The 23,728-nt window shown below is 69.7% G+C and carries 19 protein-coding genes and 2 pseudogenes; 12 read left to right on the top strand and 9 right to left on the bottom strand.

Going from position 1 to position 23,728, the window contains the following annotated elements; translation table 11 throughout:
• Window positions 1–15 precede the first annotated feature (15 nt).
• From OG963_RS07365 to OG963_RS07350, 4 genes are all read right to left on the bottom strand, one after another.
• Complete coding sequence (locus OG963_RS07365) at window positions 16–621, bottom strand: GPP34 family phosphoprotein (RefSeq protein WP_093770260.1); 606 nt, start codon at window positions 619–621, stop codon at window positions 16–18.
• Window positions 622–1,005: 384 nt separating this feature from the next.
• Window positions 1,006–1,779, bottom strand: a complete 774-nt coding sequence (locus OG963_RS07360; protein ID WP_093929148.1) for a polysaccharide deacetylase family protein — start codon at window positions 1,777–1,779, stop codon at window positions 1,006–1,008.
• The gene (locus OG963_RS07355) at window positions 1,773–2,639 is read right to left on the bottom strand and encodes a DMT family transporter (protein ID WP_093770264.1); all 867 of its coding nucleotides are present in this window, start codon (window positions 2,637–2,639) and stop codon (window positions 1,773–1,775) included. Before OG963_RS07355 ends, OG963_RS07360 begins: the two co-directional genes overlap by 7 nt.
• Before the next feature lie 42 nt (window positions 2,640–2,681).
• Complete coding sequence (locus OG963_RS07350; protein ID WP_093770266.1) at window positions 2,682–3,515, bottom strand: SDR family oxidoreductase; 834 nt, start codon at window positions 3,513–3,515, stop codon at window positions 2,682–2,684.
• A gap of 196 nt (window positions 3,516–3,711) precedes the next feature.
• Between OG963_RS07350 and OG963_RS07345 the strand changes: the two genes are divergently transcribed.
• Window positions 3,712–4,824 (top strand): galactosyldiacylglycerol synthase, encoded by a 1,113-nt coding sequence (locus OG963_RS07345; protein WP_093770268.1) that lies wholly within the window; start codon window positions 3,712–3,714, stop codon window positions 4,822–4,824.
• A gap of 183 nt (window positions 4,825–5,007) precedes the next feature.
• Here OG963_RS07345 and OG963_RS07340 read toward each other — a convergent pair whose 3' ends face one another.
• Entirely contained in the window at window positions 5,008–5,604 is a 597-nt protein-coding gene (locus tag OG963_RS07340) for a GNAT family N-acetyltransferase (RefSeq protein WP_093770270.1), read from the bottom strand.
• Between the two features lie 496 nt (window positions 5,605–6,100).
• Here OG963_RS07340 and OG963_RS07335 point away from each other — a divergent pair, with 496 nt between their 5' ends.
• Window positions 6,101–6,982, top strand: coding sequence for a peptidoglycan recognition protein (locus OG963_RS07335; protein WP_256328022.1), 882 nt, complete (start codon window positions 6,101–6,103; stop codon window positions 6,980–6,982).
• Between the two features lie 54 nt (window positions 6,983–7,036).
• Here the strand turns inward: OG963_RS07335 and OG963_RS07330 are convergent, their stop codons facing one another.
• Together OG963_RS07330 and OG963_RS07325 are read right to left on the bottom strand one after the other, a co-directional pair.
• Window positions 7,037–8,008, bottom strand: coding sequence for a M56 family metallopeptidase (locus OG963_RS07330; protein WP_093770272.1), 972 nt, complete (start codon window positions 8,006–8,008; stop codon window positions 7,037–7,039).
• A 16-nt stretch (window positions 8,009–8,024) separates the two neighbouring features.
• Window positions 8,025–8,426: a BlaI/MecI/CopY family transcriptional regulator gene (locus tag OG963_RS07325; RefSeq protein ID WP_093770273.1), complete on the bottom strand. Its 402-nt coding sequence runs from the start codon at window positions 8,424–8,426 to the stop codon at window positions 8,025–8,027.
• A 309-nt stretch (window positions 8,427–8,735) separates the two neighbouring features.
• Here OG963_RS07325 and OG963_RS07320 point away from each other — a divergent pair, with 309 nt between their 5' ends.
• On the top strand, window positions 8,736–9,572 hold the full coding sequence (locus OG963_RS07320) for an undecaprenyl-diphosphate phosphatase (protein WP_030924460.1): 837 nt from the start codon (window positions 8,736–8,738) through the stop codon (window positions 9,570–9,572).
• Window positions 9,573–9,683: 111 nt separating this feature from the next.
• On the opposite strand, the gene OG963_RS07315 is transcribed toward OG963_RS07320, so the two are convergent.
• Window positions 9,684–11,066, bottom strand: a complete 1,383-nt coding sequence (locus OG963_RS07315; RefSeq protein ID WP_362271114.1) for a nucleobase:cation symporter-2 family protein — start codon at window positions 11,064–11,066, stop codon at window positions 9,684–9,686.
• A 200-nt stretch (window positions 11,067–11,266) separates the two neighbouring features.
• Here OG963_RS07315 and OG963_RS07310 point away from each other — a divergent pair.
• The 3 genes and pseudogenes from OG963_RS07310 to OG963_RS07300 all read left to right on the top strand — a co-directional run bounded on the left by OG963_RS07310 (window position 11,267) and on the right by OG963_RS07300 (window position 14,926).
• Window positions 11,267–12,074, top strand: a pseudogene (locus OG963_RS07310) (IS5 family transposase).
• Between the two features lie 615 nt (window positions 12,075–12,689).
• Entirely contained in the window at window positions 12,690–14,462 is a 1,773-nt protein-coding gene (locus OG963_RS07305; protein ID WP_319326304.1) for a PP2C family protein-serine/threonine phosphatase, read from the top strand.
• A complete protein-coding gene (locus OG963_RS07300; protein WP_093770275.1) occupies window positions 14,459–14,926 on the top strand; it encodes a response regulator in 468 nt (155 codons plus the stop codon). The genes OG963_RS07305 and OG963_RS07300 overlap by 4 nt, the downstream gene beginning before the upstream one ends.
• Here OG963_RS07300 and OG963_RS07295 read toward each other — a convergent pair.
• Window positions 14,908–17,196 (bottom strand): ATP-binding protein, encoded by a 2,289-nt coding sequence (locus OG963_RS07295; RefSeq protein ID WP_371798672.1) that lies wholly within the window; start codon window positions 17,194–17,196, stop codon window positions 14,908–14,910. The genes OG963_RS07300 and OG963_RS07295 overlap by 19 nt on opposite strands.
• A 494-nt stretch (window positions 17,197–17,690) precedes the next feature.
• Between OG963_RS07295 and OG963_RS07290 the strand changes: the two genes are divergently transcribed.
• From OG963_RS07290 to nhaA, 6 genes and pseudogenes are all read left to right on the top strand, one after another.
• A complete protein-coding gene (locus OG963_RS07290) occupies window positions 17,691–18,914 on the top strand; it encodes an aromatic acid exporter family protein (RefSeq protein WP_319326300.1) in 1,224 nt (407 codons plus the stop codon).
• Between the two features lie 134 nt (window positions 18,915–19,048).
• Complete coding sequence (locus tag OG963_RS07285; protein ID WP_030924469.1) at window positions 19,049–19,408, top strand: UBP-type zinc finger domain-containing protein; 360 nt, start codon at window positions 19,049–19,051, stop codon at window positions 19,406–19,408.
• A gap of 233 nt (window positions 19,409–19,641) precedes the next feature.
• Window positions 19,642–20,088, top strand: a complete 447-nt coding sequence (locus tag OG963_RS07280; RefSeq protein WP_371798671.1) for a nitroreductase family deazaflavin-dependent oxidoreductase — start codon at window positions 19,642–19,644, stop codon at window positions 20,086–20,088.
• Between the two features lie 172 nt (window positions 20,089–20,260).
• On the top strand, window positions 20,261–21,268 hold the full coding sequence (locus OG963_RS07275) for a PHP domain-containing protein (RefSeq protein ID WP_093770279.1): 1,008 nt from the start codon (window positions 20,261–20,263) through the stop codon (window positions 21,266–21,268).
• Window positions 21,269–21,462: 194 nt separating this feature from the next.
• Window positions 21,463–21,627: pseudogene (locus OG963_RS07270) on the top strand (VOC family protein); the annotation flags it as partial.
• A gap of 130 nt (window positions 21,628–21,757) precedes the next feature.
• Window positions 21,758–23,647 (top strand): Na+/H+ antiporter NhaA, encoded by a 1,890-nt coding sequence (gene nhaA / locus OG963_RS07265; protein ID WP_319738182.1) that lies wholly within the window; start codon window positions 21,758–21,760, stop codon window positions 23,645–23,647.
• The last annotated feature ends 81 nt before the right edge of the window (window positions 23,648–23,728 follow it).

Here is a 23,728-nt window from a genome sequence, read left to right as displayed (position 1 = left end):
GTCCGCCCGTGCCCGTCATTGGCCGCGCCAGATGTTGTCGAAGGCCGCATCTTCGATGGCTCGCCGCTGCCGTACGGCCTCCAGCTCCATCACTGCGTCGTTGACGGCGGCGAGCACCGTCTCGACCGCGTCGTCGGCCCCGCTCGGGGAGTCCTCAGCAGGCATTTCGCGGATCCCGACGGCAGCAGCGAGGACCGCGAGGACGGGCTCACCGGACGTCCAGCGTTCAGAGGCGTGGCGGCGAGCGGGTGAGTCGACCGGTGCCGTCCGGATGGTCCGCGTGGGAATCCAGCGGCCGTGCTGCCGAGTGACCTGCCCTTCCGCCTCCAGGGCGGCCAGATAGGCCGAGGACAGTCCGCGGCCCCGGCGCCACAGCCAGTCCTCGACCGACTCGTAGGGCATCTGCCGAACGAGTGACGAAGCGGCCTCGTCCAACAAGTGATCAGCCAGCGTCCACCGGGCACTCGGCACGATGCGGTCGTCGTCCAGAGTCAGTGCCTCGGCGTCGATGAGATCGATCACCTCGGCTCCCGCGAGTGCCAGCGACAGATCGCCCTGCTCCACGGGACGGCTGGGTTCCACGTCCAAGGCGACGATCAGCAGATCTTGCGGTGTGGTCATGAAGGGCTCCACGTCAGAGGCATCGGTGGCGATACGTCGCTGAGCGGCCGGCCCGGCACCGGGCGCGAGGCCGAACGCGGCGGCCGGCCCGAGGTCCGGCCGGACACCGGGGACGGTGTCCGGGGTCGGGAGCTTGTCGTACGTGGCCGACTGTAGCCCGGTCGAGCCGACGGCGGTCGGTCGAGACCGGTGCGGTTACTCCGATGCGGGCCATCCGGGAAGCGTGCGCCGCAGAGGGCCATGCGATGCCGGAGGCCGATTCGCGGGACGGCGACAGCAACGCGGCGGCGAGTGTCACGAGGGCGGGCGGGATCAGGGACCGGCTCCCGTTCCGGGCGTCCCCACCGGCGAGGCCGTCGCTCTCACCGGCGGCGCCGTGCCCGGTCAGCGTGTGCCGGTGTGCACGCGCTTGATGCCGTGCTCGGCGAGCGGGCCGGCGGTCAGACCGAGTCGGCGACACTCGGCGAGCAGTCCGGGCAGCGCGCCCAGCGCGGCTCGCCAGGCACCCGGCGCGCTCCAGCCGTCCGCGTCGTGCAGCAGTACGGTGCCACCGCCGGTCAGATCCGCGAGGACCGATGCCTGCACGGAGCGAGCATCGGCGCACGCCGTCCAGTCCCGGCCCCAGGCCGACCACAGCACCGGTCGCAGCCCGGCGCGGCGGGCTGCGACCAGGCGGCCGCCGGTGAGGATGCCGTAAGGCGGCCGGTACCACTGCGGAACGGTCCCGCAGATTCGCCGTACCGCGCCGACGGTGCGCGCCACCTCCCGTACGTCGCGCAGCGGCGTGGGGAACCAGGGGCGCCCGTGCTGCCAGCCGTGCACCGCGACCTCGTGACCACCCGCCACAAGCGCCCGGCCGAGGTCAGGATGCCGTTCCAGCGAGCTGCCGACGACGAAGAAGGTGGCCCGCACCCGGTGCTCGTCCAGGACGCGCAGGAAGTGTGGGGTGCTGGCCGGATCCGGCCCGTCGTCGAAGGTCAGCGCCACATGGGCGGGATGACCGCGGCCGTCCAACGCCGGGCTGAGGATCCTCCGTACGGGCGGCAGCCAGGTGGCGGCGGGCCCGATGTGCCACGCGGCGGCCGCGGCCGCACCCACCGCGCCGGCCGCCGCGCCTGACGACACCGCCGTCCGCCCTGCACCGGAGCGTCCTACCATCGCTGTTCTTCCTTTCCGGAGACCACCGGTGAACTGCTCAGATGCACGCTGGCGAGCGCGATGAGCCCCAGCGCCGCAGCCTCCGGCAGCACCCGCCAGCCCAGGTCGATCTGCTCTTCGAAGAGCGCGACACCCAGAATGACGCTCAGCAACGAGTCGCCGAGCGTGAGCGCGGGCTGCGACGCCGCCAGCGAGCCGGCCCGCAACGTGGCCTGCAGCAGCAGGAAGGATCCCAGGCCCACGGCCGCGGCCGTGTAGATCTGCCATGTCGCGAACAGCCCCTCGACCCCGCCGGACACCAGGCCGAGCGTGTCCTTGATCAGCGCCGCGGTGAAGGAGAAGCCGATGGCGGTCGCCGACCCCAGTACCGCCGCGCGGGCGGAGCCCAGCAGTCGCATACCCACCACGATCAGCACGGTCGACACGGCGGCGGCCGGGACGGCGCCGAGCAGCCACCTCTTCGGCGGCACGGTCTCCAGGCCCCCGGTCGGACTGGCCAGCAGCAGGAAGACCGCCAGACCCAGCGCCATCCCGAGGAACGCTCCCCAGGTACGAACCCCGGGCGGCCGCCGGAAGACGATCGCGGCCAGCACCAGTGTGAACAGCAGCTCCGTCGTCATCACCGGCTGCACCACAGCCAGTGGTCCGGTCGCCAGGGCGAGGGCCTGTGCCAGCCCGGAGACGACCAGCAGCGCCGCACCCCAGCGCCAGGCCGGCCGGCGGATGAACCCCAGCTTTCCGAACAGATGGCTGCCCGCGAGCCCGGGCAGGTCGACCGCCGCGGCGCGGCGCTGCAGCACGGAGGCTCCCGCGTTCCCCAGCGCGGCGAGCAGTGCCAGTACGACAGACAGGATGATCATGTGTCACCACCCCTGCGCGCGTGCCCGTCGCCGTGGGCCCGCTCAGCCAAAGCGTGTGGCCAGCCTGCGGAAGAGCCGCGGGGCCATACCCTGCACCCGGCCCGGCACGCCCAGCCAGCGTGGCACGGCGATCTCGTCCCGCCCACCGGCCAGCGCCTCCTCGACCGCTGCCGCGACCCGCCCGGCGGATACCGGCCGTGGCCAGGACCGCGTGTACGGCGTGCCACGGCGGGTGAAGAACGGCGTGTCGACGGGCCCCGGCAGTACCAGGCAGAGCTGGACGCCGGTGCCCCGGAGCTCGTAGCGCAGGCTGTCCGCGAACGCGATCAGGGAGCCCTTCGTCGCCGCGTACGCCGCCTCGCCCCGCACGCCGAACCGGCCGGCGACAGAGCCGATGAGCACCAGCCGGCCCGATCCGCGGGACACCATCTGCGGCAGGACCAGGCGAACGAGATGGAGAACGGCGCAGACGTTGACACTCACCAGGCGGTCCACGGTGGCGGGCGGCATGTCGGTGTAGGCGCCCGCCCAGCCGAGGCCCGCTGCTGCGACGAGGGCGTCGACTCTGCCACTGTGCGCCAGCGCGGCCTCGGCGAGCCTGCGGCAGCCCTCCTCGGAGGCCAGGTCCATCGGCAGCGCGACACCGGAAGTACGCGCGGCGACACTGCCGAGCCGGTCTTCGTCCCGCCCGTTCAGCAGCAGTTCCCATCGGCCGCCGACGGCGAGCCGTGAGGCGACTTCGGCACCGATACCGGAGGAGGCCCCGGTGATCAACACGACCGGACGCGGGGCGCGGGCAGACGGACCGGCCGCAGCCGACAGTGCCGCACCGGCCTCGGCTGCGGGCATTCCGCGGGGTAGGGGGCTCTTGCGCATGGGCCTTCCGTCCTCCGGGGCCGCCGACATCCTGGTGCTCTCGAAGCACCGCCTGTACCGACCCGTACTGAGTAATCCTTCATGCAACCGACGCAACGGCAAACGCGCGCGACGCCACTGGGCTAACGGCCCGCCCGTCCGGGTGTGGCGCACCGGCCGCCATGCGCGGAGGGTCCATGCGGAGGAATATCCAAGAATGGGACGTCGGATTTTGATCGTCAGCGCGAGCATGGGCGCCGGACACGATGCCGTCGCCGCCGAACTGGCCGGGCGTCTGCGGTCCGGCGGCGACCTGACGGTATGCGTGGACCTCCTCGACCTGCTGCCCCCCGGTGCCGGGCGTGGGCTGCGCGCCGTGTACCGCACGACGCTGCGCCGCTGCCCCTGGGCCTACGGAGCGGTCTACTCTGCATTCTTCCGCGACCGCGGAGACCCGGGCGACCGGAACAACTGGGCACCGGGCACCGGGCCGCTGGCCGCGGTCCTGGAGCCACGCCTGCGCAGCGTCGTGGAACGCTGGCGACCGGACGCGCTCGTCTCCACCTTCCACCAGGCCGCTCAGGTCACGGGGCGGCTGCGGTCCCGGGACGGTGTCTGCCCGCCCAGCACGGTCGTGGTCACCGACTTCGCCGTGCACCGACAGTGGCTGCATCCCGGCAACGACCTGCACCTGTGCCTGACCGAGGCCGCCGCGGCACGCGTGCGCGCCACGACCGGACGCCCGGCAGAGGTCTGCGGCCCGATCGTGCCCCCGGCCTTCGCCTCGGTCGGCCACGAGAACCCGCGCGGCCGGTCGTCCCGCTGGGCGCGGGAGTTCGCGCGGCGCGGCCCCGGCCGTCCACCCGTGCTGATTTCGGCCGGGGCCTGGGGCGTGGGACACGGGCTGACGGAAACGGCGCTGCTGCTCGCCGGCGCGGGCCACATACCGGTGCTGCTGTGCGGCAGGGACGAACAGCTGCGGGACCGTGCCGCGATGCTTCCCGGCGTTCTGGCGCTGGGCTGGGTCGAGGACCTGCCCGACCTCATGGCGGCATCGAGCGCCCTGGTTGACAACGCCGCGGGGCAGACGGCACAGCAGGCGCTCGCCGCCGGCGTACCGGTCGTCGGATACCGGCCGATCGCCGGTCACGGCGCCGAGGGCGTCGGCGAGATGGCTGCCGCAGGACTCACCGAGCATGCTGCCGACGAGATGGCGCTGGTCCGCGCGCTGGACCGGCTGGTGCGCCCCGGACCCGACCGGGACCGACAGGTGGCCGCCGGGCGGGCTGTCTTCACCGTGGACGCGGCCGGACTGGTCGCCTGCTCCTGACCTCCACCGACGACCTGCCGCTGATCGGCCTGCCGGTGGGCGCCACTCGCCAGGGCGGGCCGCACGGGCCGACCGGTCACCATGTCGCGTGAGCCGCACGCCGGCTCGTCCGTCCGACCGGTGAACACCTTGAGGGCTCCGTGTACGGGAGTGGCTGCGACCGGCGCGCTGTCGCGGCAGGCCTCAGATGCCGATGTCGCCCTGGACGAGGGCGTGCAGGTGCTGGTCGTGCCAGCCGTCCGCGTGCAGCAGCGCGCTGCGCATGGTGCCTTCGAGGGAGTATCCGGCCTTGACCGCCACCCGGCAGGACGCCGGGTTGGCCACCGAGTGGCACAGCCGGAGCCGGTGCAGGCCGAGGTCGTCCAGGGCCCACCGGCTGACGCGTTTCGTGGCTTCGACCGCCACACCGCCGCCGCGTACCGCGGGCAGGACCCAGTAGACGATCTCGGCACCGCCGCCCTTGAGGTCGATGCCACTCCACCCGATCAGGCCCGTGGCTTCGCCGCCGTCCGTGCGGGCGATGGCCCACATGGCACTCAGCTCGGTCTGCCACCGCTCGTGCATGCGCTCGATCCTCTCGCGTGCGTCCTCCGGCGAGTCCACATGCAGAAGGTTCCATCGCCGAATCGAGGGATCCTGGCCGGCCGCCACGAGGACGCCCGCGTCACTCCGGCGCCACGGACGGAGTTCCAGGCCGCCGGAAAGACCGAGCACCGGCTGTCGCATCCGGGCCATCCGGCCCGCGGGAACGACCGAAGGTATGGGCGAGTTGGAGATCATTTCAGGATCGTGTCACAGGGCCCGGTGGTGCGGAACCCGTCAAGTACCGGGCAGTGTTGGCATGCGGTCGGACGTGCGGCGCCGTGTACGTGGCCGGCGAGGGCGCCGTCCTGCCACGACGTGCCGCGGGGCAGGTCCGCGCCCGTACCGGCGCCCCCGCAACGTGCCGCACGGGTCGGCCAGGGTGCCGTCAGGCGTACACCGAGGTCGGCTGTGTCGTACTCGCCTGCATGCAGTAGCCCGGCGCGCGCGGCGAACCCACTGCCGCAAGGCTGATGGCTGTCGCGCCATCCCTGGCGGGCGCGCGACGACAGCCACGGCGCTTCGCCGTTGTCGGAACGTCCGAGTACATGCAGTATGCGGATGTCCTTCCGCCTTGCGATGCGCCGCATCTGACGCCGTGCGCTGATCCACCAGGGATGACGGGTCAGCCCTCAGCGGGCTCACGTGCTCCCGCCGCCCGCTCGGCGAAATGGAAAGAAGGCCCCCTGTGCGTATGTGGCGAATCGTGCTGCCCCTCACGGCTTCCATAGCGGCAGTTCCACTCGTGGCGGCACCGGCGAGGGTGACGACGGCCGGGATCGTCGGCGGGACGATGCCGGGTAGCCCTGCTTCGGTGCTGCAGGTCGGTACGGGGCCGGCGCCGACCGTCGATTCCACGCCGTCACTCGTCGCGCTGAGTGCGATGACGGTGGCGTTCCCCCATGCGGCACTTCGCCCCACCATCGTGTCCCGTGCGCAGTGGCGGGCCGACGAGAGCAAGCGTGATCCCCGGGCCCACTACGCGAATGGGGTGAGTGCGATCTTCATTCACCATACGGACACTCCGAATGCCTACGACTGCGCCGACGTGCCGCACATCCTGCGCAACCTGTACACGGGCCAGACCCGTGACCAGCACTGGGGAGACTTCGGCTACAACTTCCTCGTCGACCGATGCGGAAACATCTACGAAGGCCGCGCCGGCGGTGTCGACCGCCCCGTCGTCGGGTCCCACACCCAGGGGTTCAACCAGGGCACCGCGGGGATCGCGGCGATCGGCACCTTCGGACGAGGGACGAAGGTGCCGGCACCCATGGAACGTGCGATCGCAGCCCTCGCCGCCTGGAAACTCGGCCTGCGCGACGTCGACCCCCGCGGCAAGGTGCGACTGACGTCCACCAATGACAAGAGCCTCTACCCCAAGGGGACTTCGGCCAGCTTTTATGCCATCTCCGCCCATCGCGACGGCTTTGCCACCGACTGCCCGGGGGATGCGCTGTTCGCCCGTCTCCCAGCGATCCGGGACCTTGCGGCCCGCCTTCAGGGCAGAGTCCTGCGCGAACCCGCTCGTGTCCAGCTTTCCCGGGCCCTGCCGAGCCTCGACGGCAGTCGCTGACCGTCCACCTGTACGCAGTGCGGCTCCGGGGCCCGAGGCCCGCGGAACGGCCCGTCAGCCGCCTCTGGCCCGCTCCAGCACCTCGTGCAGATCCTGGGCGGCTTCGACCGTGCACAGGACGGCAGCCGTGAGGTAGGCGGCGGTGACCATGGCTCGCCACTTCCCGCCCGTCGGTGCGGGGGACAGGAGCGCAGCCACCCGCCGCGGCACGGGGCCCGCCCTGTCCAGCCCCGTCCGATCCGTGTCCGTCCGGCGCTCCGCACCCCGGCGGCCGAGAAGTCCCAGGGCCGCGGAAGGCAGTCGCCGCTGCCCCCCGGAGCGCTGTGTCGCCAGCGCCGCCTTTCCCACGGTGACCGCCACCCGCCGCCGGTCGCCGGTTGTTCCTGCCGCGGCCTCGTCCGCCCACCGCTCGATCGTGTAGGAGACCTGGGCCGCCAAGGGGCGTACCAACGGGTTGGCGGTTGCCGCCAGTTGGGCGGCTGCGGCGAACAGGTAGTGGTGCGCGCGCAGATGGGCCCGCTCGTGCGCGAACAGGATTGCCCGCTCGGTCTCGTCGAGCGTGGCCAGCATGCCCGTCGAGACCACGATGCGGCCGGGCAGTCCGGGCATCGCGAACGCGTCGGCGGCCGACTCCTCCATCACCACGAGCGGATCCTGACCCGGGAAGCACGCGGACTCCAGAACGGCCGCACACACCGCCCGGACCCGGCGTACCAGGAATCGGGAGGCGACCACGGTCACGGCGAGCAGCAGCACCGCGGCCGGCGCGGCCACCGGCAACCACGCCGGATCGTCGCGCCCCAGCACGGCCGGGGACAGATCGGCGAGTCGGGCGATCCTCGGGATACGCACCAGGCCGGCGAGGGCGAGCAGGCCAAGTACCGTCGTACTGCCCGCGGCCAACACCGCGGACGCCGTCGTCAGCACCCAGGTGGCCAGCCGCGGTTCCAGCCGGTCGGCAAGCGGCCGGGCCGCGGGTCCCGCCAGCAGCGGGAAGAGCAGCGGCAGGTAGACCGCGAGATGCATGGCAGCCTCCGTGGCCCTACCGGTCGGAGTCCAGGTCGCCGCCGAGCAGGCGGCGCAGAAGCGCCTCGTCACCGCTCGACAGGTCGTCGACGAAACGGGTGAGAACCGTCTCGCGATCCGGAACCTCCTCCATGGCCTGGCGCATCCGCCGGGCGGCGAAACCCGGCTCGTCGGTCGCGGGCGTGTAGGCGAAGGCCCGGCCTCGTGGGACCCGGGTGAGGACGTCCTTCTCGTACAGCCGGGTCAGGATGGTCACGACGGTGCTGTACGACAAGTCGTCGTCCATGACCTCACGTACGGCTCTCGGGGTGAGCGGCTCCTGCGCCGACCGGAGCACGGCGAGCACCTCGGCCTCCCGCTTCCCGTTGGCCAGGCGGCTGTCCGTCTCGTGCGTCCCGGCACGCTCGACCGCATCCACCGTTGGCTGCCTCCTTGCTCATCCTCTACAGTCACACCCGTCTTCTACGCGCGCGTAGAAGACAATGGCCTTCCCCGAGTGTGCCACGCATGCTCGGGGACCCGTGACGCCCGCCGCCATGACAGGAATCCCATGCTCCGTCACACGCCCGACCCCGGGGCACCGCCCGGTACGGCACCGGTGCGCCCGCCCACCGGCTGTCGGCGGCTGCGCGGGCCTCGCTTCCCGGAACTGCGGCCCTGAGCCGAGAGCGCCACCGAACCGCACCACCACCGTCATCCCATCGAATGCTTCGCAAGGACGGATCACTTGAGCGCCATCACCATCGGACAGGCCATCGTTCTCGGGATCGTGGAGGGGGTGACCGAGTTCCTGCCGATCTCCTCCACCGGGCACCTGAAGATCACCGAGGGGCTGATGGACATCCCGGTGGACGACAAGGGCGTCGTTGCCTTCACCGCCGTCATCCAGGTGGGTGCGATCGCCGCCGTCCTCGTGTACTTCTTCAAGGACATCGTCCGATTCGTCACCGCGTGGGTACGGGGCCTGGCCCATCGCGACCAACGGGACAACCATGACTACAAGTTCACCTGGTGGGTCATCTACGCAACGATCCCGATCGTGATCGTCGGACTCGCGGCGAAACGGCTCATCGAAGGTCCGCTCGCCTCGCTGTGGGTGGTGGCCGGATCGCTGATCGTCGGCAGTGGCGTCATGTGGGCGGCCGATCAGATGGGCCGGCACAGGCGAGGCGAGGAGGACACCACGCTCAAGGACGCGATGCTGGTCGGCTGCTCCCAGATCCTGGCGCTCCTCTTCCCCGGCTTCTCCCGCTCCGGCGCCACCATGTCCACCGGACTCATCCTGGACCTCAACCGGGTTGCCGCGACCCGGCTTTCGTTCTTCCTCGGAATCCCGTCACTGACCGGTGCCGGGCTGTACGAGCTGAAGGACGCGGTCGGCGGCGGGGTGGGCGCGGTCCCGCTCGCCGTGGGCACGGTGGTCTCCTTCGTCGTCGCGTACGCCTCGATCGCCTGGCTGTTGAAGTTCGTCGCCAAGCACTCGTTCAACGCGTTCGTGATCTACCGCATCATCGTGGGCGTGCTGCTCTTCGCCCTGCTGGGCGCGGGTGTCCTCAACGCCTGACGGACGGACATGCACGAAAGACGGCGAGGCCGATCGGCCTCGCCCTCCCGGCGTCGGTGGGCCGTCGACTCCCTCACCCCAGGGGCGGCAGGACTCGAGGCTCGGGGTTTGTCAGGTCGGGCCGGAAGTGGCCACCTCCGCGGCCGACACCGGCCCGGCCGTCGCGGATCTGCCGCGGCCCCCTGTGTGGTTGAAGAGCAGGTTGAGGAGGAACGCGGCGAGGGTGGCACTGGTGATGGCGCTGCCGCCGATGATCTGGAACCAGGTCGGGAAGGCGTGATAGATCGACGGCGCGACGACGGGGAGCATGCCGATCCCGATGGAGACAGCGACGACCATCAGGTTGTTGGTCCCCTCGAACTCCACCGTGCGCAGGGTCTTGATGCCCACGGCGGTCACGGTGGCGAACATGACCAGACCGGCCGCGCCGATCACCGGCTCGGGGAGCGAGGCGACGATCTCGCCGAGCTTGGGGACCAGGCCCAGCAGGAGCAGGATGCCTCCGGCGACGGCGGCGACGTAGCGGCTACGGACCTTGGTCATGCCGACCAGCCCGACGTTCTGGGCGAATACGGTGTCCATGAAGCCGTTCATGATGCCGCCGAGGATGCCGGAGACGCCGTCGGCGGCAAGCCCCCGGGCCACGTCGGCCTTGGAGAGCGGGCGGTCGGTCATCTCACCGACGGCGAGCATGTCGGCGGTGGACTCGGTGAACGTCACCAGCATCACGACACACATCGAGATGACGGCGGCGATCGGGAACTGCGGGGCGCCGAAATGGAACGGCGTGGAGACGCCCAGCCAGTCGGCCGGCCCGACCGAGGAGAAATCGGTCAGTCCCATCGGAACGGCGACCAGGGTGCCGGCGACCAGGCCCAGGAGCACGCCGATCTGCGCGAAGAAGCCACGGGTGAAACGGCTGACGACGATGATGAGCAGGATGATGCCGCCCGCCAGCGCGAGGTGGCTGGGGGCGGCGTAATCCTTGGCTGTGGGGTCGAGACCGGCGATCAGCCCGGCCGCGACTCCGATGAGCGAGAGCCCGATGACGGTGATCACCGAACCGCTGACCAGCGGCGGGAAGAACCGTACGGCGCGGGAGAAGGGCACGGCGACGAGCAGGCCGAAGACACCTGCCGCGATCATGGACCCGTACACGGCCTGCATGCCGTACTTGCCCGCGATGAGGATCATCGGGGTCACCGCCGTGAAGGTGGCTCCGGCGACGACCGGCAGCCGCACGCCGAGGAGTTTGCCGATGCCGAGCGCCTGGATCAGCGTGATCAGGCCGGCCACCAACAGGTCGGCGTTGATCAACAGCCCGATGGTGGAGGTGTCCAGCTTGGCGGCGGAGCCGAAGACAAGGGGGACGGTGACGCAGCCTGTGTACATGACCAGCACGTGCTGCAGACCGAGGATCCCGAGCCGGCCGGGCGGCAGCACCTGATCGACGGGGTGGCGGGCGGGGGCGGGCGAGGACGGTGCCTGTGACACGGATGCCTCCGTAACGGGGCGGGGACGGACGGGTACGCGTGAGAACGGGTGGGTGGGGCGCGAGCGCGGACGGACGGCCCGCTCGAGTGCGGGGGAGCGGTGACGCGGCAGCGGGTCAACTTTCTGTTGAAGGTGTTTCCCGTGGGTTGCCGCATTCCTAAGAAGTCGTCTCATTTGGCGGAGTCGGTAGGCTGTCGTTCATGGTGGGGATTGTTGAGCGGCTGGTGCCGGATGAGTTGTGGGAGTTGTTTCAGCGGGTGGTGCCGGATGCGCCGTCGCGGCCTCAGGGTGGTGGTCGGCGGCGGCATGGTGATCGTGAGGTGCTGGCCGCGATCGTGTTCGTGGCCACGTCAGGGTGCACGTGGCAGCAGCTGCCCACTGCTTCGTTCGGGCCGTCGGGGGCCACGGCTCATCGGCGTTTTTCCGAGTGGACGAAGGCCAGGGTGTGGGCCAAGCTCCACCGCCTGGTCCTCGACGAGCTCGGCTCCCGCGGCGGGTTGGACTGGTCCCGGTGCGCGATCGACTCAGTCAACATGCGAGCCCTGAAAAGGGGGACCTGACAGGTCCGAATCCTGTCGACCGGGGCAAGTACGGGTCAAAGATCCATCTGATCACCGAGCAGGCCGGTCTGCCCCTCTCTGTCAGGATCTCGGGAGCGAACCTGCACGACAGCCAGGCCCTGATCCCCCTCGTGCAAGGGATACCGCCGATCCGCTCCCGCCGCGGACCGCAGCGCCGCAAACCCGCAAAGCTCCACGCCGACAAAAGCTACGACTACCCCCACCTGCGACGATGGTTACGCCAACGCGGCATCCGGCAACGCATGCGAGGAAGGGCGTCGAGTCCTTACAGCGACTGGGCCGCCACCGCTGGACCGTCGAACGCACCATGGCCTGGCTCGCCGGCTGCCGCCGTCTCCACCGGCGCTACGAGCGCAAAGCCGAGCACTTCCTCGCCTTCACGGGCATCGCCTGCACCCACATCTGCCACCGCGGACTAACCAAATGAGATGCAATGGGGCGTCCGACGCTACGCTGACGCGCCAAACGGCAGCAGCGAGAAGCCCCGAGTCCACCTCGTGAGCCGGATCGCTGGCCAGGATCTGGTCCGCTTCTACCGCCCAGGAGATCAGAGCTTTGGGGTCACCTACGGCTGCCGGCCGCCTTCCCGTGGTATTCGAAGTGCCTGGTTCACGAGCCCTTCGACGAGGCCACGAGCCACGGGTTGCGCACCCTGCAGCAGAGGCGAAGAGGCGAAGAGGCGAAGAGGCGAAGAGGCGAAGAGGCGAAGAGGCGACCTGGCCTGGTGGAACCGGAGACGTTCGCTTCTCGTCGCTCCAGTCGGCTCGGGCGCGAGGGTGGGCCGCCGTCGGCACCACTCAGTGGCGATGAGCTGCTTGGAACGACGGCGCCGCCGCTTTCACCGGCGACGGCGTCCACTGCACTTCCCAGCACCGGGCGGGCGGCGCCTCTGCGCGTGGGGGCCCATGGCGATCAGGCTCGCGCGTCTCGTGCGGAACGCCGCCGCGGGGATCGCGCCTGGAGGCGCTCAGCCGCGGCGTGACATAGCGTTTCCCCTGACGGGCCGGAGCCGACAGTGGTATTACGGAACGGCGGATCAGCGGTGGAGCAGCACGAGGGCAAAGCTTCCTGTCAGGCGGATGACGGATGGTGGTCCAGCCGTCTGCATGAGCTCTGGAGTCTCGCCGACAGCGCGCAGGACGTGACCGAGCTGGCCGGTTCCCTCTACGACATGCTGCTCCGTATGCCCGGCGTACTGGCCGTCGTGGGCACCCGCTGGAGCGGTGGGCTGCTGCACTATCTGCGTAGTGTCACCCTGGCGGAGCCCACGCCATCGTTCGTGGAATTCGAACAGGATTTTGGCGAATCTGCCGCCGCCGGGGCTCCGGGCGGCGATCCGACTGTCACGGTTCACGAGGTGTCGGAACTCGACGGTGCTATGCCGCATGCCCAGATTCTGGCAGCAGCGGGCGCGCGGAGTGTGGCCTTGTGTGCTGTGCCGCTGGGGCAGGGCGGCTGGGCGTCGTTCATGGTCGGCACCGCAGAGAGGGACGCAGCCGATGTGACGCTACGGACCCGGTTGAAGCAGGTGGCTGAGGTCACCATGGTCTCCAACAGGCGCATCGTGGCGCGGCGCGAGGATGAGCTGCGTCAGGTGAGTGACGCCTTCCTGGCGGAGGCGTCGTTGCAGATGGATTCGAGCCTTGATGTGAAGAGGACCGTGCGACGGGTGGCTCGGACGGCTGTTCCCGCTGTCGCCGAGGGGTGCGTCCTGCATCTGTGTCTTTCCCGCGGACTGACTCCCGTGGCCTTCTCACATATGGACGCGGGCGAGCAGCAGTGGCTCGGTGTGGTCGCGGCCGAGGACCTCTGGCTCACGGATGTGTTGCAGCAGGTCGTCAACGGCGGGCAGGGGCTGGTGTTGCAAGGTGACGAGCTGGCAGGAGGTCCCTTCGGGACCACCTCGTCCGGGGCGGGGCGTGCTGTGCGTGCGCTCAGTGTGAATCCGCTCAAGGCTCGGGGGCGGGCTCTGGGCACTCTGACGTTCCTGTACCACCGGGTGGACATCGCTGAGGTGGCCTCTCTGTTCCTTGCCGATCTTGCAGACCGGGCCGCGTTGGCCATCGATACGAGCACCCTCCATGAACAGCGGCGCCGGCACGTGGTCTCTCTCCAGCGGCATCTGCTACCGAGAGAGCTACCGCAGATTTCGGGTCTCACTCTGAGTTCGGCATACGAAGTGGGCGATGAATCGCTAGATGTGGGCGGTGACTTCTATGACGCTGTCCCGGGGGCGCAGGGCAGTGTGACGCTCCTTATCGGTGACGTCTGTGGTCGCGGGGCGGAGGCTGCGGCACTCACTGGTCTGGCCCGCCATACCCTGCGCACCCTGCTCGAGGACGGCAGTACGCCCGAGCACGCGCTGGGACGGCTGAACCAGACTCTGGTCAGGGAGGGCACGTTCCGCTTCGTGACAGCGCTCGTAGCGGTACTGGTGTCGGACGGAAGGGGATTTCGCCTGCGTTATTGGAGTGCCGGGCATCCGGCGCCTTTGGTGCGGCGTGAGGATGGCGCTGTGGAGGAGCTCGCGGCCCACGGGGATCTACTGGGCGTACTGGATGAAATCGAGTACGGATCTGGGTCGGCGCATATGGCGCCGGGGGACGCGCTGGTGCTGTTCACCGACGGGGTGACCGAGGCGAGAGCGGCTGACGGAACATTCTTCGAATCCTGCCTGCAGGACGCGGTGGCGCAGCAGGGGGCCGGTGAGGCTCAAGGTTTTGCCGAACGGCTGGCAGCGGCTGTTGTGGAATTCCGCGCGGCGGGTGCGGACGACATTGCCGTGCTCGTCGCACAGGCGGAGATGGTCGCGTGAGCGGGTCAGCCGGGGATCCGAGGATCGATCACGATTTCGTCTGGGTGGTCGAGGATTCGGCGGAGGACGCTGAGGCGATTCAGCGGGCGCTCGGACGTACTCATCCGGGTCTGACGCTGGAATTCACGGACAGGGGGGCCGGAGTGGCCGAGCGGTTGCTGGAAGCCACCCGACGACCGGGGCTAGTCCTCCTGGATCTGCACATGCCCGGTCTCAGTGGAACCGCGGTACTCCGATCGATCCGCTCCATGCCCGAACTGAACAACGTGACCGTGGTTGTCTTCACGTCATTGACCGCGCCGGACGAGGTCGACGCAACCTACGCAGCAGGGGCCGACAGCTACATCTACAAGCCGGTCAACTTCGAGCTCTTCCGCACCGTTCTGAAGGGGGCCGTGGACTACTGGCAGAGAAGAGTGAAGGGCGGGGACGAGGGCCCTGCCGCTCAGTCGCCGCCGTCCTGACCCAGAGTGAAGCAGAAGCTGGTCCCGCAGCCTGGTTCGCTTTCGAGCCACAGCTCGCCACCGTGCCGTTCGACGATCCGTTTGACGATCGCGAGACCCACACCGGTGCCTCCGCCGCGCTCGTCCTGCCCGTGCAGTCTGCGGAACAGCTCGAAAACCTCGCCCTGCTGGTCGGCCGGAATGCCGATGCCGTTGTCGCGGACCACGACGGTCTGCTGGGGGGTCCCGCCTGCCGGCGTGCGGAGTGTGTCGACCAGGACCTCGACCGTGCGGTCTCCTTGGTCGGCGGCGTACTTGGCAGCGTTCACCAAGAGGTTGACCAGGACCTCGTAGAGCCGGTGCTCATCGGCGTACACCTCGGGTAGATCTCTTCTGATGACCCGCACATGGGCCTCGGCCAGACGTTCCCCGGCCACATCGAGTGCGGAGTCCAGTACCCGGTCCAGTGGAACACGGATGCGGTGCAGTCCGCCTCGACCCAGCCGGGCGAAGTGCAGCAGCGAGTCGAGCAGGTCGTCTATCCGACCGGCCAGTCGCCGCATGGTGAGCATCCGTCGGACGGTCGTCGAGTCGAGGTCCGCTGCGGCATCCTCAATGATGAAGGTCGCGGCGTTGAAGATGCCCCGCAGTGGTTCCTTGAGGTCGTGGGCTGCCACATGGGCGAACGAGTCGAGGTCGGAGTTGGCGACACGTAGCTGTTCGTTGAGCGCTGTCAGTTCGGCCTCGTGCCGGAGTACCAGACCGGTCAGCGTGCGCCAGAGCTCCTGCGCGGTGGCGCGGTCGGTCGGCGTCCAGGGCAGGCTCTGTCCACGTACCACCGCGCGGAAGACGGCACCTGATCCGCGAGGAGTGAGCCGCTCGCCTCGCGGGCCGACCTGGATGGGTTTGGAAGGGTCGGTGGCCCATTGGCGGGCGGTGGGACGGTCCCTGCGGAACCAAGCGAGGAAGTCGCCCGCGCGGCTCAGCGTCACCATCAGGACCCCCGCAGGACCGCTTTCCGTCGTGTCGCCGCCGGGTCGGTCCGGTTCCTCGGACAGGCGGTCCGTACTCCAGACCGTGCCCGGTGACAGCCCTGCCGAGCGTGCCTGGAGGGTCTCCAGCAGAGCGGGCGCAACACTCATCCCGCTGGAGGTGCTGCGTCCGCCGCGGCAGAGCGCCGCACCATCGGCGTCCAGCAGTGTTCTGAGGGCGTCGTCCCCGGCCAGAAGCGAGTTCTCCAGATCGGACGTGACCCGGGAGATGATCTGATCAAGCCGCTCACGGGACGCGGCGAGCGCCTCGGCCTGCTCTCGTTCCGCGATGACCGCGAGTTGCAGGGAGAAGGCGACACCGAAGAACTCACATACCGCCCGCAGTTCCGGGGGAACGGTTGCAGGGGCGTCGCCATGACAGGCGATCAGCCCCCAGAGCTCGCCCTCCCGCAGGACACTCACCGACATCGACGACTTCACACCGATGTTCCGCAGGTACTCCAGATGAAAGCCGGACACGGTGCGCAGTACGGAATTCGACAGGTCCAGTGGCAGGCCCGAGCCGGCCCGTCGCGGGGGGTGCAAGCCCACACTGACGTCGTCCACGTCGGCGATCACCCGGATCCAGTTGTCGCGGTAGAGCTGCCTCGCCTGGGGCGGGATGTCACTGGCGGGGAACCAGAGCCCCAGCCAGGGCTCGTGGCCGTCGGTGAGTTCCTCCGCGACCACCTCTCCTGGCCCGTCTTCGCCCTCGAAGCGGTAGGCGACTACACGGTCGAAGCCGGTCAGCGCCCGGATCTCATGGGTGGCCGCCTGGCAGCACTCGGCGGCCGTCGTCGACGACCGAAGCCGTGTCAGGGCTCGCCGAACCCCCTGGTAGTAGCGCGCGAAATGCGGCAACGCGACGGCTCGCGGCTCGCACTCCAGGATCAGAAGGGGCCCCTGCCGGTGTGCGGTCACGTCGAACATCCGGGGGGCGCCTGCCACGTCGATGGAAACAGGGAGAACCAGGCTTGCCGCCTCGTGCTGAGCGCTGACCTCAAGAGCCTCGGCCCAGTCCTCGGGGGACAGCACCCGTGTGATGGATCCCCCGACCAACTCCTGGGCCGCGATCCCCAGCAAACAGCCGGTGTTCAGAGCTGCGGTCTCCACGGTGCCGGTATCGGCCTCCACCGCGAGCAGGGTGCCGTGGGACTGGATCCTGCCCAGCAGATGAATGGGCTCCTCGACGCACTCGCTGAGGTCGAAGCCCAGGGCCGCCGCGGCCTCGGCCTCCCGCCCCGGGTCCGGAAGGGACATCTCTTCTCCCACGTACCGTGTTCTCGATCCGGTCTGGTCGGCCGTCCGGCCCGCCGAGATCCTTCCACGGCACCCTGGGGCTGAGGGGCTGCTGCGGGCGCGTGTCGTCGCTGCTGGCGGCGGCCACCTGCCGCCGGGCTGCCGGTGCGATAGGCCTTTGGGACCACATGTCTCCCCGCAGTCGTACCCCTCCGTGCCGTTCAGAGCGGATGACAGCGGTCAAGTACGGACCGGCTGGACCCTGGACACGGGCCCTGCTCAAAACAAGATCAAGAAGACGGGTTAAAGATCTGCACGCCCTTAATGAGGTGAGGTTGCGCGTCCCGCGCCACCGGGCGGTTCCCCCGCCGGTACGCCGCGAGGCCCGCGAGCCCCGGATCGGCCGGCCGGCTCGGGGTCTTCGGTGGCGGTTGCGCCGGTCGATCCCGACACATCGGCACCCGTCCGGTCCATTCGTGGGGCTGCAAGCGGTCGTGCGAGGGAAGGGGAGTGAGATGCCAGAACTCTCCGCACCTGTGGTCAAGCTCGTCCGGCGAACCACCGAACCTGTCGCGGCGCAGACCCTGCGTTCGACGGCGGCGGCGGTCATCGCCTATGTCGTCGCGGTGTGGACCCTTCCTCAGCCCGCTCCGCTGACGGCTCCGCTCACCGCACTCCTGGTCGTTCAGGTCACCCTGTACGCGACGCTCACCACAGGCATCCGGCGAGTCAACTCCGTCGTCGTCGGGGTGCTCATCGCCATCGGATTCAGCGCGCTGGTGGGCCTGACCTGGTGGAGTCTGGGGCTGACGATCTTCAGTTCGCTGATCATCGGACGCATGGTGCGGGTCGATGAGTTCGTGCCCGAGGTGGCGATCAGCGCGATGCTCGTCCTCGGCGTGTCCCAGATCGCCTACACCGCGTGGGACCGCGTACTCGAGACCCTGATCGGTGCGGGCGTCGGCCTGTTGTTCAACCTGCTGTTCGCACCGCCCGTATGGGTGCAGACCGCCGGGGCGTCCATCGACACGCTGGCACGGGAGATGGGACGGATGTTCCGTGCCATGGGTGAGGAGTCCGGCGGACACCTCACCGTCCCCCAGGCGGCGGCCAGACTGCACGACGCCCGTCGGCTGGACCACGACATCGTGGCCGTCGACGCCTCGCTGCGGCAGGCCGAGGAGAGCCTCATGCTCAACCCCCGGGTCCGCCAGGGACTCCTCTACCGGATCGTCCTGCGTACCGGACTCGACACGCTGGAGATCTGCGCGGTCGTGCTCCGCGTGCTGGCACGCACCATGACGGATCTGGCCAAGGCCCGCACCGAGGAATCGCTGTTCCCCGAGGACGTGGCGCGGTCACTGCGAGAACTCTTCGCCCAGATGGCCGAGGCGATCGAAAGCTTTTCCACGCTGATCACCACCCCGGTGTCCGCCAACGCCGAGGAAGCCGAGTCGCGGCTGGCCGCCGCACTGGTGTCCAGCCGCGCCGCCCGGGACGTGGTGGCCGACCTCCTGTTGGAGGACGTCCAGGAACACCCCAGGGAGTGGCAACTGCACGGTGCCCTGCTCGCCGAGGTCGATCGCATTCTGGATGAGCTGGACATCGACAAGCGCGCCGAACGACTCGGGCATGAACTCGACCGCCACTCGGCCGAAATGCATGAACGACATCCCCGACTCGCCGCACTCCGGCGGCGGCTGGTGAGCAGCCGGGAGACGCAGCCGTCGGCCCGGTGAGGTGAGGGACTACCGACACAGGCGCACCGTCCCACCCGGCCGTACGATGCAGAAGGGGAGACGGAAGGCCTCAGCGCGTCGAGCCAAGACCATTGAGGTCGGTGTGCTCACGCTTGATCACGGAGACACGTCCCATGGCACCTGACCGGATTCCAGGTATCGATCCCACCGCGGCTCCCAGTGGCACAGGGTGTGCGGACTGCATGGCGGGCGACGGACCGGGGTGGTGGTTCCATCTGCGCCGCTGCGCCGCCTGCGGACACATCGGATGCTGCGACTCCTCACCCGGGCAGCACGGAACGAAGCATGCCCGCGACGCGGGACATCCCTTCCTGGCCAGCTTCGAGCCGGGGGAGGACTGGATGTGGAACGTCGAGACCGAGGAGTACTACGAGGGGCCGGAGCTACTCGCGCCCACCTGCCACCCGGCGGCTCAGCCGACCCCGGGTCCGCAGGGGATGGTTCCGGCGGACTGGGAGGCGCAGCTGCGCTGAGCTTGCACGGATCGGCGTCCGTGCTCGTCACCCGCGCTCTCCATCCACGAGCGGGCGGACCTGTCGAGCGGACCCACCGACCCGCCCGCATCCCGCCGCGCAGGGGACCGAACTGCCGCTCTGACACGCGTACTCGCCCAGGTCCCGGGACGGCGCGATGATGGAAGAGTTCGCGGTGCAGCGGGACACATCGGTGTCCGCGCTGCCCGAATGCCGACGATGGGACAGATGCCATGCCTCTCAAAGGTGAGTACGAGCCGAGCCCCGAGCAGTGGGTCCGCGATCAGGTCGAACTGTTCGAAGGTTCGGGAGGGACGGACGGGACCACGATGCGGGGCATGCCGGTCATCATCCTGACCACGCGTGGAGCCAAGAGCGGCAAGATCCGCAAGACACCGCTGATGAGGGTCGAGCACGACGGCGCGTACGCCGTGGTCGCCTCGCTGGGCGGAGCTCCCCGGCATCCCGTCTGGTATCACAACATCACCGCGGACCCCCGGGTGGAGCTGCAGGACGGCCCGGTACGCCAGGACATGAACGCCCGTGAGGTCACCGGCGACGAGAAGCGCATGTGGTGGGAGCGCGCGGTCGAGGCCTTCCCCGACTACGCCGACTACCAGGAGAAGACGGACCGGCAGATTCCTGTCCTCGTCCTGGAACCGGCCGCCGGGAGTCACTGACACGGTCCGGAGGAGGCGTCGGCCTGTGCCCGCCGCGTCTCCTCCGGCGCGCCGCCCGACGGTGCAGCCCGGCGGCCGAGCGGGAGCGTACGAGACGCCGCCGCCTCAGGGGTGTGCCGACGTGGGAAGAACCCCGGTGCGCAGCCCCCGCGTGGCGGGACGGGAGGAGCCGATGGATCCGGTGGATGCCCTGCGCCGGATCGCCTTCCTGCTGGAACGCGACCGGGCAGCCACGTACCGCGTCCAGGCGTTCCGTACAGCGGCTGGTGCGATCGGAGCGATGGGGGGCGACGAGATCACGGAACGCGTGACGGCGGGGACGCTGGAGTCGGTCAGAGGCATCGGGCCGAAGACGGCACAGGTCGTACGGGAAGCGCTGGCCGGTGAAGTCCCGGACTACCTCCGGCGGCTGGAGGAGGACACGGCCGGTCCGCTCACCGAAGGCGGCGGTGGCCTGCGTGCCGAGCTGCGCGGCGACTGCCATCTGCATTCCGACTGGTCGGACGGCGGAAGCCCGATCGAGGAGATGGGCCGTACGGCCATGGAGCTGGGACACGAGTGGGCGGTCCTCACCGACCACTCTCCCCGGCTGACCGTGGCACACGGCCTGTCGCCGGAACGGCTGCGCCGCCAGTTGGCGGCCGTGGCCGAACTCAACGACCGCTGGGCGCCGTTCCGGCTGCTCACCGGAATCGAGTGCGACATCCTCCCGGACGGCTCCCTCGACCAGGAAGCGCAACTGCTGGAACAGCTCGACGTGGTGGTCGTGTCCGCGCACTCCGAACTGCGGATGGACGCGCGGACCATGACCCGCCGGCTGGTCGCCGCCGTCCGTCATCCGCAGGCGAACGTTCTGGGGCACTGCACAGGCCGTCTGATCACCGGCCGAGGGCGCCCGGAGTCGCAGTTCGACGCGGACGAGGTGTTCGCCGCGTGCGCCGAGTCCGGCACCGCCGTGGAGATCAACAGCCGGCCCGAACGGCTCGATCCGCCCCGGCGTCTGCTGCGTCGCGCCGTGGATGCCGGAGTGCTGTTCGCCATCGACACCGACGCCCACGCGCCGGGTCAGCTCGACTGGCAGATCTTCGGCTGTGCCCGGGCCGAGGAGTGCGGTGTGCCGGCGGAACGGGTCGTCACCTCATGGCCGGCGGACACACTGCTGGCCTGGTCAGGACGGTGAGACCGATCCCTCCGCGCGACCTCGCCGTTCGGGTCCGGCGGGCGGGGCGCCGAGGCCGTCGTCAGGAGAGCGCCGTCGGTGACGCCAGGAGGGGCTCCCTCGCCGGCACCGTACTCGGCCTCAGCCCTGGCTGCCCCTCGGACGTCGTGCGAGGAAGACGAGTTCCTGGCCCGGGCGGTCGGGCGCGTCGCGGACGGCGCGGCGTGGTGTTCGAAAAGGTCGACGTACCCGGATCGCGAACGAGGGACGGGATCGCCGAGATCGAGGGAGACCACCCCGGCAAGGCTGCACGGGGTGAACGCGGCGACTGGTTCCGTGACAGCGAGGGGAACATGCTCGGCGTCGGCGAGCCGGTCGTCCGAGGAGAGAACCTGGTCGACGCCTGGCATGAACGGGCCGGGTCCGGTCGTCATCTGAAGCGGTCGAATGCCGTGCGGCCCTGGTGGGCCGTTGCAGCCCAACAAGCACACGACACGCGATGATGGCCCGGTGACACACGCCCCCTCCTCCCCTCAGCCCTTCCAGGAGCAGAGCACACGTGACCCGGAGACCCGGACCCCGCTGCGCGCGTTCCTCGCAACCGAGTCCGGCAGCGCGGCGGTGCTGCTGGCCGCCACGGTGGCGGCGCTGGTGTGGGCGAACGTGGCTCCCGTGGGGTACGCATCCTTCTGGGAGACGCATCTGTCGGTGACCCTGGGATCGGCAGGGGTGTCGCTGGACCTGCGTGAGTGGGTGAACAGCGGCCTGATGACGTTCTTCTTCTTCGTCATCGGGCTGGAGGCGCGCCGGGAGTTCGACACGGGCGAACTACGGGAGCGGCAGCGGGTCATGCTGCCACTGGCCGCCGGGCTCGCCGGCATGATCGTCCCCGTCGGTATCTACTTGGCGTTCAACGCGGGCGATGCCTCGGCCCACGGATGGGGTGCGGCCATGTCCACGGACACCGCGTTCGCCCTGGGCATGCTGGCGATCCTGGGACGACGGTTCCCCGACGCGCTGCGCACGTTCATCCTCACGGTCACCGTGGTCGACGACTTGCTGGCCCTGGTGGTCATCGCGTTCGTCTACAGCGACGACATCGCCGTGCCCGCCCTGCTGGCGGCGGTGGCTCTGTTCGGCTTGATCCTGCTGGTCAGGGCAGCAGGCGTGCGCCGCGGAGTGGCGTACCTGCTGATGGGGGTCGCGACCTGGGTCGCCCTGCTCAAGTCCGGTGTCGATCCGGTGGTCGTCGGTCTGGCCATGGGGCTGCTGACCTATGCCTACCCGGCGGCGCGCAGTGACCTGGAACGGGCAAGTGATCTGTTCATCTCGTTCCGGGAGCAGCCCACACCCGAACTGGAGCGTTCGGCACGTCAGGGACTGGCCTCGGCGGTGTCGCTCAACGAGCGGCTCCAGCAGATGTACCACCCGTGGACGAGTTATGTGATCGTGCCGCTCTTCGCCCTCGCCAACGCCGGCATCACCGTCGACGCAGGTCTGCTGTCGCGGGCGGCAACGTCCCCGATCACTCTGGGCATCCTGCTCGGCTATGTGGTCGGCAAGCCGGTGGGTATCACCGGTGCCTCCTGGCTGCTTGCCCGGCTGAGCCGCGGTCGGTTGAGACCTCCGGTCGGTTGGGGCGCCCTGGCCGGGGGCGGCACGATCGCCGGGGTCGGGTTCACCGTCGCCCTGCTGATCTCCACACTCGCCTTCGAAGGAGACCGGCTCGAGGAGGCGAAGATGGGCATCCTGAGCGCGGTGATCTGTTCCTTCCTCGCAACTTGCGCCGTGGCGACGGCGATCAGGCTCCTGTCGCCGCACAGGCGTGCACGGGTGCTGCTCGGCACCGCGGAGAGGGTGATCGATCTCGCGGTCCCGGTCGACCCCGCTCGCGACCACGTCCGGGGCCCGAAGAACGCCCCGGTGACCCTGGTCGAGTACGCCGATTTCGAATGCCCCTTCTGCGGCCAGGCCGAACCCGTGGTCCGCGACCTTCTCGCCGACTTCGGTGATCTTCGCTACGTGTGGCGGCATCTGCCGCTCACCGACGTCCATCCCAACGCGCAACTCGCCGCCGAGGCGGCCGAGGCAGCGGCGGAGCAGGGGGCCTTCTGGGAGATGCACGACCGCCTCCTGGAGCACCAAGGCGCGCTACAGGTGTCCGACCTGAAGCGCTACGCGGACGAGCTGGGCCTGGACGCCAAGCGCTTCCAGCGCAGTCTGCGTACCCACGCGGGGGCCGGCCGGGTCGCCGAGCACATGGAGTCGGCCGATCTGAGCGGGGTGTCCGGAACGCCCACCTTCTTCATCAACGGCCTGCTGCACCGCGGCGCCTACGACATCGACGCATTGTCCGCCGCGGTGCGGACAGCCCGTGCGCGCGCAGGGCTGAGGCGGTAGATCCGCCGGACGCCACCGATGGCGTCCGGGCACTCCTCCAGCAGCCGGGCTCGGGCAAGGCTTCGCGGCGGTCGGCTCCGC

The organism is Streptomyces sp. NBC_01707, assembly GCF_041438805.1.
Lineage (GTDB): Bacteria > Actinomycetota > Actinomycetes > Streptomycetales > Streptomycetaceae > Streptomyces.
The sequence above is the reverse complement of the archived record's forward strand: the minus strand, read 5'-3'. Positions and strand labels throughout refer to the sequence as shown.

Excerpts from the sequence above, each read along its gene's own strand:
- OG963_RS07290 (WP_319326300.1), top strand. The coding sequence starts at position 17,691 with ATGCCAGAACTCTCCGCACCTGTGGTCAAGCTCGTCCGGCGAACCACC.
- OG963_RS07355 (WP_093770264.1), bottom strand. The coding sequence starts at position 2,639 with ATGATCATCCTGTCTGTCGTACTGGCACTGCTCGCCGCGCTGGGGAAC.
- OG963_RS07280 (WP_371798671.1), top strand. The coding sequence starts at position 19,642 with ATGCCTCTCAAAGGTGAGTACGAGCCGAGCCCCGAGCAGTGGGTCCGC.
- OG963_RS07285 (WP_030924469.1), top strand. The coding sequence starts at position 19,049 with ATGGCACCTGACCGGATTCCAGGTATCGATCCCACCGCGGCTCCCAGT.
- OG963_RS07340 (WP_093770270.1), bottom strand. The coding sequence starts at position 5,604 with ATGATCTCCAACTCGCCCATACCTTCGGTCGTTCCCGCGGGCCGGATG.
- OG963_RS07365 (WP_093770260.1), bottom strand. The coding sequence starts at position 621 with ATGACCACACCGCAAGATCTGCTGATCGTCGCCTTGGACGTGGAACCC.
- OG963_RS07360 (WP_093929148.1), bottom strand. The coding sequence starts at position 1,779 with ATGGTAGGACGCTCCGGTGCAGGGCGGACGGCGGTGTCGTCAGGCGCG.
- OG963_RS07345 (WP_093770268.1), top strand. The coding sequence starts at position 3,712 with ATGGGACGTCGGATTTTGATCGTCAGCGCGAGCATGGGCGCCGGACAC.
- OG963_RS07295 (WP_371798672.1), bottom strand. The coding sequence starts at position 17,196 with ATGTCCCTTCCGGACCCGGGGCGGGAGGCCGAGGCCGCGGCGGCCCTG.
- OG963_RS07330 (WP_093770272.1), bottom strand. The coding sequence starts at position 8,008 with ATGCATCTCGCGGTCTACCTGCCGCTGCTCTTCCCGCTGCTGGCGGGA.
- OG963_RS07335 (WP_256328022.1), top strand. The coding sequence starts at position 6,101 with ATGTGGCGAATCGTGCTGCCCCTCACGGCTTCCATAGCGGCAGTTCCA.
- OG963_RS07350 (WP_093770266.1), bottom strand. The coding sequence starts at position 3,515 with ATGCGCAAGAGCCCCCTACCCCGCGGAATGCCCGCAGCCGAGGCCGGT.
- OG963_RS07275 (WP_093770279.1), top strand. The coding sequence starts at position 20,261 with ATGGATCCGGTGGATGCCCTGCGCCGGATCGCCTTCCTGCTGGAACGC.